The organism is Lutimonas saemankumensis, from assembly GCF_020171465.1.
Classification (GTDB): Bacteria; Bacteroidota; Bacteroidia; order Flavobacteriales; family Flavobacteriaceae; genus Lutimonas; species Lutimonas saemankumensis.
In genome coordinates, this window is sequence record NZ_JAIUZR010000001.1 from 41,667 (window position 1) to 60,521 (window position 18,855).

Annotated in this window: 14 protein-coding genes and 1 tRNA gene; 11 read left to right on the forward strand and 4 right to left on the reverse strand. The window is 37.1% G+C overall.

What is annotated here, in order from left to right; genetic code table 11:
- From LCM02_RS00205 to LCM02_RS00215, 3 genes are all read left to right on the forward strand, one after another.
- Positions 1-1,629, forward strand: a complete 1,629-nt coding sequence (locus tag LCM02_RS00205) for a trehalose synthase (protein ID WP_224926292.1) — start codon at positions 1-3, stop codon at positions 1,627-1,629.
- 4 nt (positions 1,630-1,633) lie between these two features.
- Complete coding sequence (glgB, locus tag LCM02_RS00210) at positions 1,634-3,544, forward strand: 1,4-alpha-glucan branching protein GlgB (protein ID WP_224926293.1); 1,911 nt, start codon at positions 1,634-1,636, stop codon at positions 3,542-3,544.
- A gap of 161 nt (positions 3,545-3,705) precedes the next feature.
- Positions 3,706-6,111 carry a glycoside hydrolase family 31 protein gene (locus tag LCM02_RS00215; RefSeq protein WP_224926294.1) on the forward strand — a complete coding sequence of 802 codons (2,406 nt, stop codon included), beginning with the start codon at positions 3,706-3,708 and terminating at the stop codon, positions 6,109-6,111.
- Positions 6,112-6,179: 68 nt separating this feature from the next.
- Here LCM02_RS00215 and LCM02_RS00220 read toward each other — a convergent pair whose 3' ends face one another.
- Positions 6,180-6,515, reverse strand: a complete 336-nt coding sequence (locus LCM02_RS00220; RefSeq protein ID WP_224926295.1) for a DUF6249 domain-containing protein — start codon at positions 6,513-6,515, stop codon at positions 6,180-6,182.
- A gap of 137 nt (positions 6,516-6,652) precedes the next feature.
- Between LCM02_RS00220 and LCM02_RS00225 the strand changes: the two genes are divergently transcribed.
- The 8 genes from LCM02_RS00225 to LCM02_RS00260 all read left to right on the forward strand — a co-directional run bounded on the left by LCM02_RS00225 (position 6,653) and on the right by LCM02_RS00260 (position 12,846).
- Positions 6,653-7,228, forward strand: a complete 576-nt coding sequence (locus LCM02_RS00225) for an RNA polymerase sigma factor (protein ID WP_224926296.1) — start codon at positions 6,653-6,655, stop codon at positions 7,226-7,228.
- Positions 7,225-7,728 (forward strand): hypothetical protein, encoded by a 504-nt coding sequence (locus tag LCM02_RS00230; RefSeq protein ID WP_224926297.1) that lies wholly within the window; start codon positions 7,225-7,227, stop codon positions 7,726-7,728. The genes LCM02_RS00225 and LCM02_RS00230 overlap by 4 nt, the downstream gene beginning before the upstream one ends.
- 146 nt (positions 7,729-7,874) lie before the next feature.
- A tRNA-Asn gene (locus LCM02_RS00235) sits at positions 7,875-7,948 on the forward strand.
- A gap of 227 nt (positions 7,949-8,175) precedes the next feature.
- On the forward strand, positions 8,176-8,409 hold the full coding sequence (locus tag LCM02_RS00240) for a hypothetical protein (RefSeq protein ID WP_224926298.1): 234 nt from the start codon (positions 8,176-8,178) through the stop codon (positions 8,407-8,409).
- Between the two features lie 152 nt (positions 8,410-8,561).
- Positions 8,562-9,590: a sugar phosphate isomerase/epimerase family protein gene (locus LCM02_RS00245; protein WP_224926299.1), complete on the forward strand. Its 1,029-nt coding sequence runs from the start codon at positions 8,562-8,564 to the stop codon at positions 9,588-9,590.
- 156 nt (positions 9,591-9,746) lie between these two features.
- Positions 9,747-10,523, forward strand: a complete 777-nt coding sequence (locus LCM02_RS00250; RefSeq protein ID WP_224926300.1) for a DUF6174 domain-containing protein — start codon at positions 9,747-9,749, stop codon at positions 10,521-10,523.
- Between the two features lie 132 nt (positions 10,524-10,655).
- The gene (locus LCM02_RS00255) at positions 10,656-11,753 is read left to right on the forward strand and encodes an alpha/beta hydrolase (protein WP_224926301.1); all 1,098 of its coding nucleotides are present in this window, start codon (positions 10,656-10,658) and stop codon (positions 11,751-11,753) included.
- 238 nt (positions 11,754-11,991) lie between these two features.
- A complete protein-coding gene (locus LCM02_RS00260; RefSeq protein ID WP_224926302.1) occupies positions 11,992-12,846 on the forward strand; it encodes a glycoside hydrolase family 16 protein in 855 nt (284 codons plus the stop codon).
- Between the two features lie 27 nt (positions 12,847-12,873).
- Here the strand turns inward: LCM02_RS00260 and LCM02_RS00265 are convergent, their stop codons facing one another.
- From LCM02_RS00265 to LCM02_RS00275, 3 genes are read right to left on the reverse strand one after another with little or no spacing between them, the layout of a single operon-like run.
- Complete coding sequence (locus LCM02_RS00265; RefSeq protein WP_224926303.1) at positions 12,874-13,212, reverse strand: STAS domain-containing protein; 339 nt, start codon at positions 13,210-13,212, stop codon at positions 12,874-12,876.
- Complete coding sequence (locus tag LCM02_RS00270) at positions 13,209-17,297, reverse strand: SpoIIE family protein phosphatase (protein ID WP_224926304.1); 4,089 nt, start codon at positions 17,295-17,297, stop codon at positions 13,209-13,211. Before LCM02_RS00270 ends, LCM02_RS00265 begins: the two co-directional genes overlap by 4 nt.
- A 19-nt stretch (positions 17,298-17,316) precedes the next feature.
- Positions 17,317-18,558 (reverse strand): OprO/OprP family phosphate-selective porin, encoded by a 1,242-nt coding sequence (locus LCM02_RS00275; protein ID WP_224926305.1) that lies wholly within the window; start codon positions 18,556-18,558, stop codon positions 17,317-17,319.
- Positions 18,559-18,855: the final 297 nt, after the last annotated feature.

Sequence of the window (18,855 nt, forward strand, 5' to 3'; positions counted from 1 at the left end):
ATGGCAGAGAAAGCCTTAAAGAACAAATTACAGTCTGCCTTTGAATTTGAAGGGGTATGGGAAGAGCTTCTCGATAATAAGGATTTTATTGAAATATTTTTATCGGAAGTTTTAGAAGACTATATCCTGAAGCAAAGATGGTATGGTGGTAAATCCAGCAAACTGAAATATATAGAACTCAGTGAATATTTTAGGATTCAGCAGCATGGAGAGGTTTATTTTGGCTTGCTTCTGGAAATCGATTTTTTTGAAGGCTTTTATCATCATTATTTTCTGCCCATAGCCTTTGTCACTGACGCCAGTTTTGCCAAAAGCGACAGAATACTTCCCATTAAGATCCAGGGCCAGCAGGGATATATTATTGATGCCATCAACCTGGAGGCCTTTAGAAAGCTTGTTTTTGAACGAATTTTAGGAGCCGTTCCGATAGACAGAACCAAGGTCCAGTACCATCGCAGTGAATCATTTTGTAATGTTGTATATGAGTCATCAAGGTTTATGGGGATGGAACAGAGTAATACCTCAATTATTTATAATGACAGGTATGTCCTAAAATTTTTTAGAAGGATTTTTGCGGACAAGAATCCTGATTATGAGATGAGCAGGTTTTTAACAGAGGTCAAGGATTTTAAAAACACTCCTGCCTATCAGGGGAGTTTGAATATTATTGATTCGGATAATGTTAATGTGACCATTGCCTTAATGCAGGAGCTTGTTCCAAATAACGGAGACGCCTGGGATTATATGCTTCAGGAATTGCACCAGGTCTTTCTAAATCTCGATCATAAACATATTGAGATCAGTTCTCTTCCCAAAATTGATATGTTCGAGCGAATGGACATTAACCAGGTAAGCCCTGAAATAATTGATTGGATCGGCTTGAACCTTTTTGTAAAGGTCAGAAAGCTTGCTGTGAGAACAGCCGAGATGCATATTGTTTTAGGCTCGGAGTTTGAAGACAATTCTTTTACTCCGAATCATTTTAATGGTGATTATGAAGTATGGTTGAAGAACAGATTGATCTATCAGTTTCAAAATCGTCTTAACACCGTGGAGAACCAGATGCATAAGCTGGATGGAATGGCTATGGATCTGGCAAAAGAATTCCTTGAAAAAAAGAATATCATCCGAAAAAAGATTACAAATTTCGACTGGACAAAACTCAAAGGCGAACGGATCAGGGTTCACGGAGATTATCACCTTGGGCAGGTTCTGGTAACAGAAGATGATTTTTATATACTCGATTTTGAGGGAGAGCCTGAAAGTACCATTCGAGACAGGAAAGTAAAGCAGCCTCCTTTAAAAGATGTGGCAGGATTGTTCAGATCATTTCATTATGCAATTTATGCAAGCGTCTTTAACAATTCAGAGGCCTATAATAGATCCCAGGAAGCGCTTTTTGAAGCGGCGGAAATTATATATTCGTATTTAACTAGCGTATTTCTGGAGACTTATGTTGAACAGGTCCAGGATGCCAATTTGAATATTGGTTACAACCAGGAGCGCATTTTTATATTAAAATATTGTTTACTGGAAAAAGCTGTTTATGAGATAGGATATGAGCTTAACTCCAGGCCCCGATGGGCACTGATTCCTTTAAAAGGAATCTCTAATATTATAAATCATTAATTACATGGCAGAAGTAATAAATCATAGTCTTTTTACCGAATTTGACATCAATTTATTTAAATCAGGAAAGCATTATCGACTTTATGAAAAGTTTGGTTCGCATCCAATTACTGTTGACGGAGTTTCAGGAACTTATTTTGCGGTTTGGGCCCCTTCGGCAGAATCGGTATCGGTGATCGGAGATTTTAACTTCTGGAACGAAAAACAGCACAGGCTTAATGTGCGCTGGGACGGATCAGGTGTATGGGAAGGATTTATACCCGAGGCAAAAGAAGGTATGCGGTATAAATATAAAATCAAGTCGCATCATAACAATATAGTGACCGAGAAAGCGGATCCTTACGCTTTTTCCTATGAAAAACCACCTAATACGGCATCCATTATAACCAGTATTGACGGCTACAAATGGAAGGATAAGGACTGGATGGGCTACAGAAAGGAAAAAAATGGCCTAGACAAGCCCTATGCAGTATACGAAGTCCATTTGGGATCCTGGATGAGAAATGCTTCGGATAATACTTTTTTTAGTTATGATCAATTTGCCGATAAACTGGTGGATTATTTAAAGAAAATGAATTTTACCCATGTGGAATTTATGCCGATCATGGAATATCCTTTTGATCCCTCCTGGGGGTATCAGCTCATAGGATACTATGCACCAACATCCAGATTCGGGTCAGCCAAGGATTTCATGAAATTATGCGATCGTTTACATCAAAATGATATAGGGGTCATACTGGACTGGGTTCCATCTCATTTTCCTTCAGATGATCACGGGCTTGGCTTTTTTGACGGAAGTCATTTGTATGAACACCCAGATCCAAGAAAAGGATATCATCAGGACTGGAAAAGTCTGATCTTTAATTACGGCAGAAATGAAGTGAAATCATTTTTGATAAGTAATGCGTTTTACTGGCTTGATAAATATCATGTTGACGGACTCAGAGTTGATGCGGTTGCTTCCATGCTGTATCTTGATTATTCACGTGAAGACGGGGAATGGGAGCCGAATATCTATGGAGGCAGGGAGAATCTTGAGGCAATTGATTTTCTGAAAGAATTTAACAGAGAGGTCTACTCGAATTTTGATGGCATTCAAACCATTGCAGAAGAGTCCACGGCATTTACGGGAGTTACCAATGATGTTGAATTTGGAGGGCTGGGTTTTGGTATGAAATGGATGATGGGATGGATGCATGATACGCTGGAGTATTTTGGAAGAGACCCTATTTACAGAAAGCATCATCAAAATGAAATTACCTTTAGTCTTGCGTATGCTTTTTCAGAAAAATTCATGCTTCCCTTATCCCATGATGAGGTGGTCTACGGAAAAAATTCACTTTTAGGAAGAATGCCAGGCGATGAATGGCAACGTTTTGCGAATTTAAGACTACTTTATGCTTATATGTATACGCATCCAGGTACGAAATTGATTTTCCAGGGTGGAGAATTTGGTCAGTCCGAAGAGTGGAATTTCTCTCAAAGTCTGGATTGGCATTTACTGGAATACAAGCCCCATAAAGGGCTTCAGTCATTTGTGAAGGATCTGAATACATTTTATAAAAATACTCCTGCGCTTTATGAAAAGGCGTTTTCAGGTGAAGGATTTGAATGGATCAATTACAAGGACCATGAAAATTCTGTTATTTCCTATATCAGGAAAGGCCATGATGAGAAGAATGATATCATCGTGCTTTGTAATTTTACCTCCGTGATTCGAAAAAACTATGAAATAGGCCTGCCAAGAAAAGGGAAATTAAAACAAGTTCTCAACAGCGACTTTAAGAAATATTTTGGTAGTGGAGTAAGTAACTCCAAAGCGATCGAAATTAAGAAATCTTCGAGGGATGGAAGGCCATTTTCCGCAGCTGTAACGCTTCCTCCGTTGAGTTTAGTGGCTTTTGAGATAAAATAGTATATAATATTACTATTCTTCATGATTTCTCTAATTTGATTGAATAGTTCGTAAAAATCGGGTACTATTTTTAGTATATCCTTATAGTTTGTACTATGTAATTTTATTAGGTTTGTAAGCTATGAAATGTTCTGCCATTTTAGCGGACAAAATGAAGATTTATGATTTTAAATACAGAGCTGGAACACAAAGGGAATTTGTTTCCTTCCAAAGTAGTATCCTATAGAAAAGATGTAGATACTTTTTATTTTACCACTGATAACTATGTGGTTTTACAAGTAACCGTGAGACGTGACAGTGTGATTCGTTTCAGATATAGTACGAAGACAATTTTTGACAATGATTTTTCGTATGCCATTACCAAATATGCCAGTGAAGGATACAATCACCTTGAACTGACTGAGGATGAAACGCATTATATCATTACCACTGCAAAATTGATATGTAAGATTTCAAAGACGGACCTTAGAAAGTCCATTTACGATGCGAAGGATGATAAATTAATTTGTGAAGATGAGCTTGGATTTCACTGGGAGGAAAGCTACGAATTTGGAGGCGATATTGTAAAGATGTCAAAAGTTTCTCAGGACAGTGAAGCTTTTTACGGACTTGGAGATAAACCGGTACATATCAATTTAAAAGGCAAGAGGTTTGAGAACTGGGTAACTGATTCTTACGCTTACGGAAGGGATACCGATCCAATTTATAAAACCATTCCTTTTTACGTTGGGCTTCACCATGAGAAGGCCTATGGAATATTTTTTGATAACACCTTCCGGTCTTATTTTGATTTTTGCAGCGAAAGAAGAAATATTACAAGTTTCTGGGCCGAAGGTGGTGAAATGAATTATTATTTTATTTATGGACCTGCCATGACAGATGTGGTTGCTTCCTATACCGATCTTACGGGAAAACCTCATGAATTGCCCCCTTTATGGGCACTGGGCTACCATCAATGTAAATGGAGCTATTACCCGGAGTCAAATGTAAGAGCCATAACGAGCAAGTTTCGCGAATTGGAAATTCCATGCGATGCTATTTATCTCGATATCGATTATATGGATGGATTCAGATGTTTCACCTGGAATAAAGAACATTTTCCTGACCCGAAAAAGATGGTTAAAGACTTTGAAAAAGAAGGCTTTAAAACCATTGCCATAATTGATCCAGGTATTAAAATCGATATGAATTATTCGGTTTTTCGTGAAGCTCTTGAGAAGGATTATTTTTGTAAAAGGGCAGACGGACCTTATATGAAAGGAAAAGTATGGCCGGGAGAATGTTTCTTCCCTGACTTTACCGATCCAGAGGTTCGTGACTGGTGGTCAGGACTCTACAAGGAACTAATTGAAGAAATCGGTGTAAAAGGAGTCTGGAATGATATGAACGAGCCAGCCGTAATGGAAGTTCCCGGGAAAACCTTTCCGAATGATGTAAGACATAACTATGATGGAAACAGGTGTAGTCACAGAAAGGCTCATAATATCTATGGTATGCAAATGGCCAGGGCCACCTATCAAGGCTTAAAAAAGTTTTCTTATCCAAAGCGTCCCTTTGTGATTACCAGGGCGGCTTATTCAGGAACACAGCGTTATACTTCTACCTGGACAGGTGATAATGTTGCTACCTGGGACCATTTGAACATTGCCAATATACAGGCTCAAAGGCTTAGTATGTCAGGGTTTTCGTTTGTTGGATCAGATATTGGCGGTTTTGCCGAACAACCTAACGGAGAACTTTATGCAAGATGGATCCAGCTTGGAATGTTTCATCCTTTTTTCAGAACACATTCTTCAGGTGATCATGGAGATCAGGAGCCTTGGGCGTTTGGATCAAACATTACGGATATCGTCCGTAAATTTATTGAGATCAGGTATCAGTTGCTTCCTTATTTATATACTGCCTTCTGGAGATATGCTGAAGAAGGTATTCCCATTTTAAAGTCTCTTGTGTTGTTCGATCAGGAAGACCAGCATACGCATTACAGGAACGATGAATTTATTTTTGGAGAAAAAATACTTGCCTGCCCTATAGCAGAACCAAATGCCAAGGGGAGAAGGATGTTCATTCCTCGCGGAGACTGGTATAATTTCTGGGATAATGAAGTTTGGAAAGGAGGAGAAGAAGTCTGGGTGGATGCAGATTTGGATTCCATGCCGATATTTGTAAAAGCAGGAGCCATTATTCCGAAATACCCTGTTCAGCAATATGTAGGTGAAAAAGAGATCAAAGAGCTGGAGCTGGATGTGTATTATAAGGAGGGTAAGGAAACCTCACAGGTTTATGAAGATGCCCATGATGGTTATGACTATAAAAAAGGAAGGTTTAGTTTAAGAGATTTTAAGTTGATTGGTAAAAAGAAGTCGCTTACCATCCAGCAGTTTAAGGCCGGTAAGTATATTACCCCGTATGAAACCTTTAAAATAAATATTAAGGGACTTCCTTTTAAAATTACCAAAATTGATATTGACCATGATCTCCTCGATTTGAAAAAGGTGAAAGTCAATGGCGATAACTCCTTTGTGATTGAAAAAGAATTCAACAGGCTGCATATTACAGGAAAATAATAAATGGTTTGCAAAAAAAAACTGTCCGGAAGGACAGTTTTTTTTGTAGACTCTTTTCATTCTTTTTCTTATTCCTCAATCTTGTCTTTCTTTTCGATCATGGCGTTTGCTACAAGGAACAAACCACCAAACAAGAAGATCATTGAAGGATAAGCTACTTCCTCATCCATAACCGTATAGGTTTCAATTAGTGAGGCAATGAGGATTCCTATTCCTATACCAACCGCCAGCATACCAAATTTCAAAGTAAGATTGGACCTGTGGGTTTTTTTGGTTTGGAAAAGCGAGGCATCTGCACCTTTTTCAATTAATGCCATTCTTTCCTTGTTTCTTGTGCTAAGGAAAATATAAAAGACACCAAAAATTGATGCGAATACTATTAACGGGATCAATACTGCTTCCATGATAAAATGTTTTTTAGTTTAAATTAATTTCTTTCTAACTATGACGACAGGTTTAAAATTGTGGTTACACTTTTTTCTAAAAATTTTTTTTGACGTAACTTGTAACCTCATCTCCTAATAAAGTGTCTTATAAGTATATGGATAAAAATGCTGATCAGGTCTATATCGAAAAGGTGTTAAAGGGTGACACGAATTCATTCGCATACTTAATCAACAAGTATAAGGATATGACGTATACCCTCGCCATGAAGATTGTTAAGAATCATGAGGATGCTGAAGAAGTGGCTCAGGATAGTTTCTTAAAGGCTTATGAGAAACTCGATAGTTTTAAAGGAGATTCAAAGTTCTCAACCTGGTTGTATACAATTGTGTATCGAAATTCGATTACAAAAATCAGAAAGAAGAAAGTGGCTACTTCAGATATCGACGACTATGTAGTGGACAACTATTCAGAAGGAAGTGAATCTCCCCAGATAGATGCCATAAAAGGAGAGGAACGGAAGAAATATGTGAAGGAAGCCATTGACAGATTACCTGAAAAAGATGCCTATCTGGTAACACTTTTTTACATGAATGACAGTTCCATTGAAGAGATAGAAAAGATTACGGGCCTTACCCAGAGTAACATTAAGGTAAAACTCTTCAGGGCCAGAAAAAAACTGAATACAGAATTATCCTTTTTATTAAAGGAGGAAGTAAAGACAATATTATGAAGGAAGAAAACAAAATAGATAAGTTGATTAGAGAGAGTTTGAAGGCTGAAAAACCCTCATTGGACTTTACGGATAAGATCATGAATCATATTGAAGCGAAAAACAGTAAAGAGGAATTAGCTCTTGGGTCATTGTTGAAAAGAACCTCAATGGAATCTCCTTCATTGAATTTTACAGACAGAGTGATGGCTCAAATAGAAAAGGCAAGCTCTTTAGTAGTTGAAAAACCCCTTATCAGCAAAAAGATATGGATACTTATAAGTGTTATTGTAGGATCGATTTTTACATATGTGTTATTGACAGGTGAAAAGAATGCTGCAGCTTCTGAAGCCATAGATGGAGCCGTACAAAAAGTAGGCGGGGCCTTTTCAAATTCATTGTCATTTGAGCTGCCGGCTTTACTTACCTCTCCAATCTTCGGGCTTAGTATATTCGCTTTGAGTTCCTTGTTGTTTTTCGATTATTTTATGAGAAACAGGAAGGTATCGGTTAAGATTTAATAAATAGATTCACACAAACGACCCCTCTTTTGAAGGCTGATTTTAAACAGTTAAAAAGAGGGTGTTTTTTTTGAAATATTTTTTAAAAAACGTTTGTGATAATTCTAAAAACATTTATATTTGCACACCTCAAAACAAAATGAGATTCCTCCTTAGCTCAGTTGGTTAGAGCATCTGACTGTTAATCAGAGGGTCCTTGGTTCGAGCCCAAGAGGAGGAGCTTTAAACACCGACAAATGTCGGTGTTTTTTTTTTGGACTTAGGTCTCTCCCAAGTCAAAGCGCCGGCCCACCCTCTTCACCAATAACATCAACAAGATTTTTTCTTAACACTTGCTTGGAGTCGAACACATGATGTATATATTTTTCATTTGTGAATTCAATTTTAGGGTTTTTTAACTAGAAAAACCCAGGTATAGATGTAGAGTAATCTTATAAAATTAGAATCATGAAAACAAAAATCAAAAGTATTGTCGTATCATTAGTTTTAATATCGTTCTTTTTATCAAGCTGTGGAAGTAGTAATTCAACTTCTTCAAGTTCTCACAGAAGTGTCAATCACTACCATCATGGACATCCAAGGTATCTGGCCAATCCTTATTACGGAAGAGATGTTATAATTATCGATGATGGAATTGACGTCGATGAACCTATTGCAGTTCCATATAACGAGGAAGATTAAACAGGTTTAACCAAAAATCACTACTATAAAAGACACCGTGATCAAATGATCATGGTGTTTTTTTTATGGATCAGCTTTTAATTTTTATACCTTTAGGGTCGGATTCATTTATTGGAATTCGATAATAAAATAGATAATTAATAATCCTTACCATGACACATTCAATTCAAATGTTAAAAACCATAATGATGGTTTTTGTAATGGCCTTTTTCCTAAGTTGCAATTCGGGCCCAAAATCTTCAGATAAAGAAAAAACAGACAAAGATATTGTTGAAAAATCTGATGAAAAGGAATCTGATTTTAAGATATCTCTTGCACAATGGTCCCTTCACAAGACATACTTTGGCGGGCCCATAACAGATTGGAGAGAATTTGCAAGGTTGATCAAGGAATCACCTGATTCGGTTTTAAAGGGAGAGGCAGACCCAATGGATTTTCCGGAGTTGGCAGCTGGCTATGGAATTAAATCCATAGAGTTAGTCAACACCTTTTATTTTACGAAGGTAGAAGACATGGAGTACTGGTCAGAATTTAAACAGAAATGTGAAGATTCAGGCGTGTCGGTTGGATTGATCATGTGTGACCTGGTTGGTAACCTGGCGGACGCCGATCCACAGGTTCGGTTAAAAGCCGTTGAGGACCATTATAAATGGGTTGATCTGGCAGCATTTTTGGGTGCTAGATCCATTCGTGTCAATGCCGGAGGAGAAGGTACGGCCGAAGAAGTAGCCGCGAATGCTGTTGACGGGCTTTCAAAACTGGGTGTTTATGGCGCATCTAAAGGTATCAATATCATTGTTGAAAACCATGGGGGATATTCTTCTGATGGTTCATGGCTTTCAGGTGTAATGAAAAAGATAGATATGGAAAACGTAGGGACCCTTCCCGATTTTGGAAACTTTTGTGTTAAATATGGCACGGACGGATGTGAGGAATCCTATGACAAGTACAAGGGAATGGCTGAAATCATACCGTTTGCAAAAGGTGTCAGTGCCAAATCGAATCAATTTGATGAAAACGGTAACGAGGTTAATTCTGATTATCTGAGGATTATGAAAATTGTAAAAGAGTCAGGATTCAAAGGTTATGTTGGTATTGAATACGAAGGTGTTGAACTTTCTGAAGATGAGGGGATAAAAGCAACCAAGGCCTTACTTGAGAAAGTTTTTAATGAAATTTAGAAACAAAAAAAAGCACCTGATTTAGCAGGTGTTTTTTTTTGTTTATTTGCTAAGTATTTAAAACTAATTTTGATTTGTTCTTCAGGGACTTAAATTTTGCTAGTTGGCATGATTCGTGTATCTGATAGGCAGATGATCAATTTAATTAGGTATAAAATGGTGAATTATAAATTAATCTTGTTTTTTCTCGGATTCTTTGTATTCCTGTCATGTGATGATAATGGAAGTAATTTGACTGAACGTCAGGTTCAGTTGAATTTATTAAACAAAAACAAAGACGTTTGGGAAGCTCAAAATATAGATCACTATAAGCTCGATCAGTCCAAAGTTTGTTATTGCTATTTTGGAGATGTAGGGAATAACTGGAGCATTGAAATTAAGAATGCTCCGGATCAATTTATGATGTTCAATAACGATCTTGTTGATGAGCTGCCGGAATTCGCTTTATCTGTGGACCAACTATTTAATCAGATAGAGAGGGAGATAAATCGTGATCCTTTTCCATATAAACTGGAAGTTCGATATAATGAGGATTATGGATATCCTGAAATGTTCTCTGTAGACATAGATAAAAATATAGCTGATGAAGAATATAGTTTTATAAATACGAATTTCAAGACTCTCGAATGTGAATCCGGATCATTGACAGGAAAACTTGTTTTGAAGGGCATATGTATGAATTATGTTATCGAAGTAGTTCGTGGCGATGTGGATCCCGAATTAATTGAAGAGACCTGGATCAATCCCTCAACAAATGATTCTTACAACAATGTTTTTGCCTTGGGAAGTTTGTGTGATTTTCCCGAATCCATAGAAGAAGGTGATGTATTTCAGTTTGATATAGTTACTGATAATTCACCTCAGTCCTGTGCCGTGTGCCAGGCTTACAGTCCTGTTCCTGAAAAGTCTTTACGAATAAAAGTATGTCAATAAAGGGATTCATAAATGCTCTGAATTATTAGTCAAAAAGCTTTGATGATTAGAATCATTTACTTCCTTGATTCGTATCATTTCTTATAAATCTTACTGTAGTTAATTTTATTATCTAACTATAAACAGATTAATATGAAAAGTCTTTTAAACATTGCAGGAATAATTACCGTTGTGTTGTTCCTGTGGACATGCCAGGATGATGAAAATGAACCTATATCTGAAAGTAAACTGGAATTTAGAGAGTTTACGAGTTTGTCCCTGAAGGATAACCCGATTGGAAACACTGATTTAAGAAAGATTCAAATTTACTTACCCCGAGGTTATGAGAATAATCCTTCAAAAAAATACCCGGTTATCTATTTACTACATGGTCTTCCATTTACCAGCGAGTCATTTACTGACATTACGGAATGGGACCCGTATATTGGTGGCAACAGCCCGTTCCAGATTTATCCCGATTTTCCTGATGAAGGATTCAGATCCTGGGTTGACGGTTTGATTTTGAGTGGCAAAATGAAATCCTCCATTCTAGTCATGCCCGATGCAGGTAGTGCCTATGGTTTTAGTTTTTATTCGAATTCAATTCTAAATGGAGGGTTTGAAGATTTTATCGTAAAAGATGTAGTTAATTACATTGATGCAAATTACAGAACAGTATCCAATAAAGACGGAAGAGCCCTAATCGGGTTCTCACAGGGAGGATATGGCGCGGTGAAATTAGGTATGAAGCATTCAGATGTCTTTAGTGTTGTTGCAGGTCATAGCGGAGCCTTGTATCTGGATGGATTTTTTGGGATGGGGGCTTTGATTATAGCTGAAAACCCTGACGGCTTAAAGGGCCCGGATCCCAACAAATTCTTTACCAGTGCAGCCTATGCGATGAGTTCTGCCTGGTCACCCAATATAGGTAATCCTCCCTTTATGGTTGATTTTCCATTTGAATATCCATCAGGAGATGTAGTCCCTGCAGTGAGAGAGCGCTGGTTAAAAAACTGTGCATTTAATTTGCTGGATGATTATCTTGATGGAATAAATTCTTTGAACGGTGTTTATTTGGATTGTGGCACCCTCGATGAACTTCAAATGACTGCTATGGTTGAGGCTTTTGTTGCCAAATTAGATGTTGCCGGAGTAGATTATAACTATGAAACTTTTGAGGGAGGGCATTTTGATAAGATGTTTTCAAGACTTGAAAGATCTCTGACTTTTGCTTCTTCAAATTTGAATTGAAAATTTGACATTTTCAGTTATTGCAATCAAAAAAGGCACTTGTAAAAACAGGTGCTTTTTTATTGGATTAAAAGATGAAAAATATCCTAATTTAAAACGATTCTACTTTTGTGAGCGTGACAGGTTTTTTATCTTTACGCTTTATGTTTCATAGCCTGTTTTGATTTGTAAAATCAACAGGGTTCAAACAAGATTTATCGTCCAAAAAAATCAATAGTAATCAATTATAACATAAGCAATGAAATACTTTTTAACGATCGCGATAGCATTTGTCCTTTTGGCAATGGGGCTCGAAATAAATAACAAAGATGAGAAATTATCCGAAACGGAACCTGCAGTGTGGGAAGTTGATTTTTTTGATGATTTTGAGACTTTCAATACAGATAACTGGCAGGATCAAAGAATCTGGGTAAACAATGAAAAACAATGTTATGTGCCTGATGGTGAATTCGGAACCAGGGAAGTCAGTAACGGTACCTTAAAAATCAAAGTGATTAATATAGGTGAAAAACGTCCATGTGATAACCTTGATAAATTTGGTAAACAACAGGATGATACCCAGTATGTAGCAGGGCGAATCGCCTCCAAAAACAGAAAGGAATTTATCAAGGGAAGATGGACTGCAAGACTGCGTTTAGTTGGTAAGAGCGAACCAAGTATGTTTCCCGCCTGGTGGATCCTTGGAGCTCAGAACAACGAATCACCTGTTCAGGAGGAAAATGAAAATATTTGCTGGCCAATGACAGGATCAGGTGAAATCGATATTTTTGAGCATCATGGAGATGGAGACAAGAATCATTATACTACCGGGGCGATCAAAAATCTGGGAGAATGTGACAAAGGGGATTGGTGGTCGTTGCGATCAGGCGTTGAGACAACTTTGGACGAATATCATGAATACGCAGTGGAGTGGGAAGGAAGCGATCTTGTTTATCTTTTGGATGGTAAAGAAGTTTACCGTAATGTTGGTGAAGGCGATAAGTATCCGGAACCCATGTTTGCCATTTTAAATTATGCAAAAATTACGGACTCAGCTATGGAAGGGGAATGGGTAATGGAAGTTGACTGGGTCAAACATGAATATTTAAAATAAGGACTTCAATGTTTTGCTGATCCAAAGTTAGTGATCGTTCAAAGCATCCTTTACGGTTGGACTCACATCAATGATGGTATTAAATCCTGAAACCGTGAGGATGTCTTTTACTATTTCATTAGGGTGGCACAGAGTCAAAGTGCCAGAATTGGCCATGATCCTCTTAGCCGTTGCCAAAAAGACTCTGAGTCCGGCACTACTTACGTACCTGGTTTGTTCGAGATCAATCAACATTTTTTTTGTTCCTTTATCCAGTAATTCAAGAATTGCATCCTCCGCCACAGGGGAAGTATTGGTATCAAGAGTTCCAATAAAGGCAATGACGATCTTATCCTGTATTTCTTTCAATTTGATTTCTAAACTCATATTGAATTGGTATTAACATTGTACTTGATTAAATTTATAATGTTCTTGTTAGACTGTCTAATGTAATGATATTCATCTACAAGATTTTTGACTATATGAACTCCCAAACCTCCAATATTCCGTTCGGATATAGATAGTTTAATGTCAGGAGCTTCGTTTCTAAAAGGATTGAACGGAATTCCGTCATCTTCTATGGTAATGATCAATCGTAAATACTTGAGCTGAAATTTTATCTTAATGATATGTTCTTCATAGTCGTTGTATGCGTAAGAAATGATATTATTTAATAGCTCATCCAGTACGATATTAAATTTTTGTATGGCTTTTGGTGTGAGATCATTGTGTGACGCAAATGCTTCAAAATGAGCTATTACCTTTGGCATTTCACTAATTTTATTAAAAATTTTAATTGCAGTATGTTCACTGGAATCTCTTTCTTTGTCCTGAAGGTATTGAATGGCAAGAACTGTTATGTCATCGAACTGTTCTGTTCCATCTTCAAATTGTTTAACATTTTCTACAATCAGGTCGATAAGACTTCGCGTTGAGTCGTACTCACCTGTCTTTATTAAGTTGGTCAATCTGGAAACGGTATAAAATTCCTCATTTATATTCTGGGCCTCTGAAACACCATCTGTATAGGCAAGGACGATATCATCTTTTTCAAGATATAATGTACTTTCATTATAGGTCATTTCCTCCAAAGCACCTATCACAGGCCCATGTAGCTCGTCCAATATGGTAATATCACGGTTTTTACCGATAATATAGGATGGATTATGACCGGCATTTGAATAGACGAGTTTACCATTATCTGTATTTAGAATAGCTATAAAAACCGTAATAAACATGTAAGCCTCATTATCTTTTGCTATTTCATTATTTACCTGTGTGAGTATACTGGCCGTTGATCTGTCATTTGCGGCGTTTGATTTTAACAGAGTCTTTGCCACGGCCATTTCCAATGCAGCAGGAACTCCTTTCCCCGAAACATCACCAACAGCAAAGCAAATATGATTTTCATCCAAAAAATTAAAATCATAAAAGTCTCCTCCAACTTCGCGAGCAGGGATTAAATGCGCAAAGATGTCAATTTCCTTTCTGTTGGGAAACGCAGGAAAAGTCAAAGGAAGCATACTCATTTGAATATCCTTGCCAACATTTAATTCACCTTCCATTCGCTTGTTCGCCTGCATCATTAAGGCTTCATTTTTCTTTCTTTTGGTAATATCCCGAATGATGCCGCTGAAATTCATTTGATGAATGCCTTCCCACATCGAAAGAGCAAGAGTTACGGGAAAAATAGTATTATCCTTTTTCTTACCCTCCATCTCAACGATGTGACCTATTGCTCTTTTTTCTCCTCCGCTCAATACGCGCTTCATCCCTTCATGATGACCTTTATGATACTTTTCGGGAATGATTATATCGAGATTTTGACCCAAAGCTTCCTCTTCAGTGTATCCAAAGATCCTCGTGGCTGCAGGATTCCATGATTCTATTATTCCGTGCCTATTGGCGGAGATGATCGCATCAATTGCTGTGGAAGTGATCGAGCGAAATCTGTTTTCAGAGGCTCTGATCTTTTCTTCTGTTTCTTTTCTTTCTGTAATATCACGGCCAATTCCAATCAACCCTGCTAACTGCCCATCTTCTGAAAAATAGGGCGTTTTTAAAGTTTCAACAACAATTCGTTTCCCATTGGGCAGTATCGTTACAGACTCGAAAAGCTCGGAAGTTCCTTTTTTCAAAACCACTTCATCTGAATTCAAATGTTTTTCGGCTCGTTCTTTTTCAAGAATCTGTAAATCCGTTTTCCCTGTCAGATCGTGAATGTTCATTCCCATATGCCTTTCAAAAGCCAAATTTGCGCCTAGGTACCTTTTGCTGGTGTCTTTATAAAAAATAATGTCCGGTATGGCATTGATCAGGATTTTTAAAAAAGCTTTTTCCTTGTTCAATTCTTTGGTTCTCGAAATAACCCGGTCTTCAAGTTCATCTTTAGCATTGATCAACGCTAAATTTGCCTTTTCACCTAATTCAAGCGAAAAAAGAATGGCCAGTATCATAAGAATTATGACTCCGCCAAAGACCCCAAGTACAGTGAACCGCATTGTGGTATAGGTAGAATTACCTTCCGTCATATCTATTTCTGAGGCCATACCCATACTCATTTTTTTATCCCAAAGCCAGGACCCATAAACCATTACACCCCGATAATCTCTATAACCGGTCATATTAGTTCCCGATCTCCCTTTTATGGCGTCAGCGGCCATTAAGGTTAAAGGTTGATCGCTTCTCTGTAATTCGGGAATAAAGCCTGTCGTCATATCCCCCCCGGGGTTTCTGATTTCCAATTGCAGTATATCCCCTTCGTCATAGGAAATCAAACCTAAATTTCTTAAATCAGTTTTGAACCTGCTCTCAGACAAAAGTCTTCCTTTTTCCCCGAAAACATAACATTCACCAGTTTTACCGATTCTGGTAAGTTGCATGACTTTTGAAAACCCTTTTGACGGATCTAGTCTAATTGCTAAAGCAGCCAATATTTTTCCCTCAGCATTTTCTACAGGAGAAACGAAAAAGATACTTGCTGGTTTGATTTCTTTTCTGATGTTTCCATTCAAATACACATCAGACTCTACCGGTGGAACAAAAACAGAATTACCCTCAAATACCATTTCCAAAAGTTCGGGCCTTTGTTTATAGATTAAATTTTCCACTCCAATATTTTCATCCCTTGATGAAGCAAGATTCATGTAATTATTATCAATAATGAAAAATCCAACGCTCTGAAGTTCATCCTTATGAACTACATAAAAATTCCTGAGGTTTTTAAGTGCTTCTGAGCTAATTAATGACTTCTTATCTAAGGGAATACTCAAAATTTCATTAGTAGCTTTCACAAGAATCGGATCTCGGCCAAACTCCTGAACAATTAGTTTGTGATGATCAATCCAGAGCTTTAATCTTTCATGAGTATTTTCAAGTGTAGTTTCAAGGTTTATTTCTAAATCATTAAGAATTTTATTCTTGTTATGTTCCATAGCCATGTAACCAAAAAAGGAGATAACAAGTAATATGATAAGAGTTCCGATTATTGTAATAATTCGAAATCTTCTAGAACCTATTTCGAGGACGATCTCTTCCTTGACAACTTTTTTGAAAAAATACTTAATAGAATAGTGCCCGATTATAAACAAAAGTGCAATAACGGCGATACTTTTAAAAATGAGATATGAAAAGTTAAAAGATTCATCCTCATCCATTGATTCAGAAGTTATCCATTTTTCTCTTAAGGCTTTCATTTCATCCTGAGAGATGCTTTCAAGTCCTTTTTGAAGTATACCGTGTAGAATAGTGTTTTTCTGGTGGACAGCTATGTATAATGGAGGAGATTCCATCTTCTCCAACGGAACATCGGTGGATATTTTTAGGTTTGGTATATAGTTTTCTTCAAGATAGTAGGAAACCACACCGATACTTTCCACGAATCCATCCAGCTCACCGGTTGAAACCTTAAGAAGGCCATCTTTTACAGATTTTACCTGAACAGCATTGATCTCGGGATAATTACTTTCGAGCTCAGTAGTGATAGCGAATCCTTTAATAACTGCAATATTCTTATTTGTAAGATCATGGATTGAGTTAATCGTATCATTGATGTTAGTTACTAAAATTGAAGGTTGTATGTAATAACTTGAGGTAAAGATCATGTATTCACTACGTTCATCATCTTTAAAAACAGCAGGAAGAACTTGAACTTCATCTCTTTTAAATCGTTCGAGTAAATTGTTCCATGTATCCGTGACGAATTCAACATTCATTCCCGCTTTTTGACCGATCAATGAGATCAGATCGATTGAATAACCGGCAGGCTGTCCCTGAGCTATAAAATCAAACGGAGGCCAATCTGTTTCATTGGCCACATAAACGGTTGGATGAGCCTCAATCCATGATAACTCCTCATCGGTCAATTCGAGAAAATTTTTTTGTGCCCAAGATCCTGTGACCAAAAAGATGATCAGAAAGATTGAAAAAAAATCAATTCTCAATGTTCTTAAAAGTTTCATCTCTGTCATCATTAGTTTCGTTTTAAACCCATCAGAAATAGTATCCTAAATTTATGTTCAACCTCGAATTCCAGTTCTGATCCTCAGGATGTGATAATCCAATACCGGGACCTCCTGAAAACCACATATTTTGGCCAAAGATGTAGTCAAAATAGGCATAAAGACCTCTTTTTATTAATGTGGTTCCAACAACGATTTGCTTCGATGCACTACCAAAATCTCTTTTTGGCTGAACCATACTTGTATCGAGATATAGTTTCATATTGTCGAGGTATTTTCCTTTTATATCAATCTGTTTGGCAATATTAAATGAATAGACATTGGCTTTTGAGCTTACGAGAAAAGGAAACATAAAGGCGCCAAATTGTACCGTTTTCTCACTTATGCCCTCTGGATTTTTGGGATTGAATTCATAATTGATCCATTGCAACTGAAAATTCCATTTTTTATAGAACATGTTGCTATGAAAAGAAAATGCACGTCGATTGCCTTTTTTTTCTGTTGTTTTATTATAGATCTGTCCTGTTTCTGCCGAAGCGCCCAGATTCATTAAAAAATGATTATTCAGACGCCATTTATAAACTGCTCTTAGATTAAACTGATTGATTTCTTCATTTGTTTGAACCTCATCGGTGACCAGGTCAAAGGAGTACCTTCCATAGCGCTCGGAATCCGTGTATTCGGGATTCTTGTAAAATGCGGCCTGTAGGTTCCATTTTTCATTGTCATGAATCAATTTAACACCTGTGTCATAGTCATCTTCAAAGCCCAGGTAGTAGGTTGCATTAAACCAAAAGCTATGCGAGGCATAAGGCAACATTCCAAAGGGAACCTGGTGTATACCAATTTGAAAAGAAGTGTTATCCGTAACATGATAACCAAAGTAACCCTGACGAATCGCATTGAAATCAGTATACCAGCGAAATTCTACAAGAAAAAAAATATCCTTATACGTTATGTCTGCGTCAATCCTGAACATTTCAAAACCAAAATCCCCCAACCTGTCTTTATTCTCGTCGTCGTAATCTTTATAAGCATAATTCAGCCTGAGTGCACCTCCAAGATTCAGTTCAGGAATTTGTCTGAGGCTGTCCTGTTTGTTTTGATTCTTGGATTTTAAAAGATCTTTTAAAAAATTAGTCTTCACTTCATTTGAAGGCTCGTAAAATTGAATATCCTTATGGGTTGATTCGATTTGAGCATAGATCTTTCCAACTCCAGGCCACATTAATGCCAATTGAAAACAGAAAATTTTAAACAATGACCATCTCATCAATCCAGATTATTTAGGATGCGGAGTTATGGATTTACCGTATCTGTGATTTCCATTTTAATCCATAAATTATCTATTTTAGAACTGACTTTTTGTTGGATGAAAATGTGACTACGAAACCCTGATCAATTACAATTAAAACCGACTTGAGAATTGAAGTCCATAATAAGTATATCAATTTTTATGTTACAAAACCACTAAACAAGGACGTAGCTATCAGAATACTTTTCAAAAACCATGTTTTTGTTATCGAGTGAATTTTATGGGTTCATTCTTTCGAAGATTGAAAGATCCATA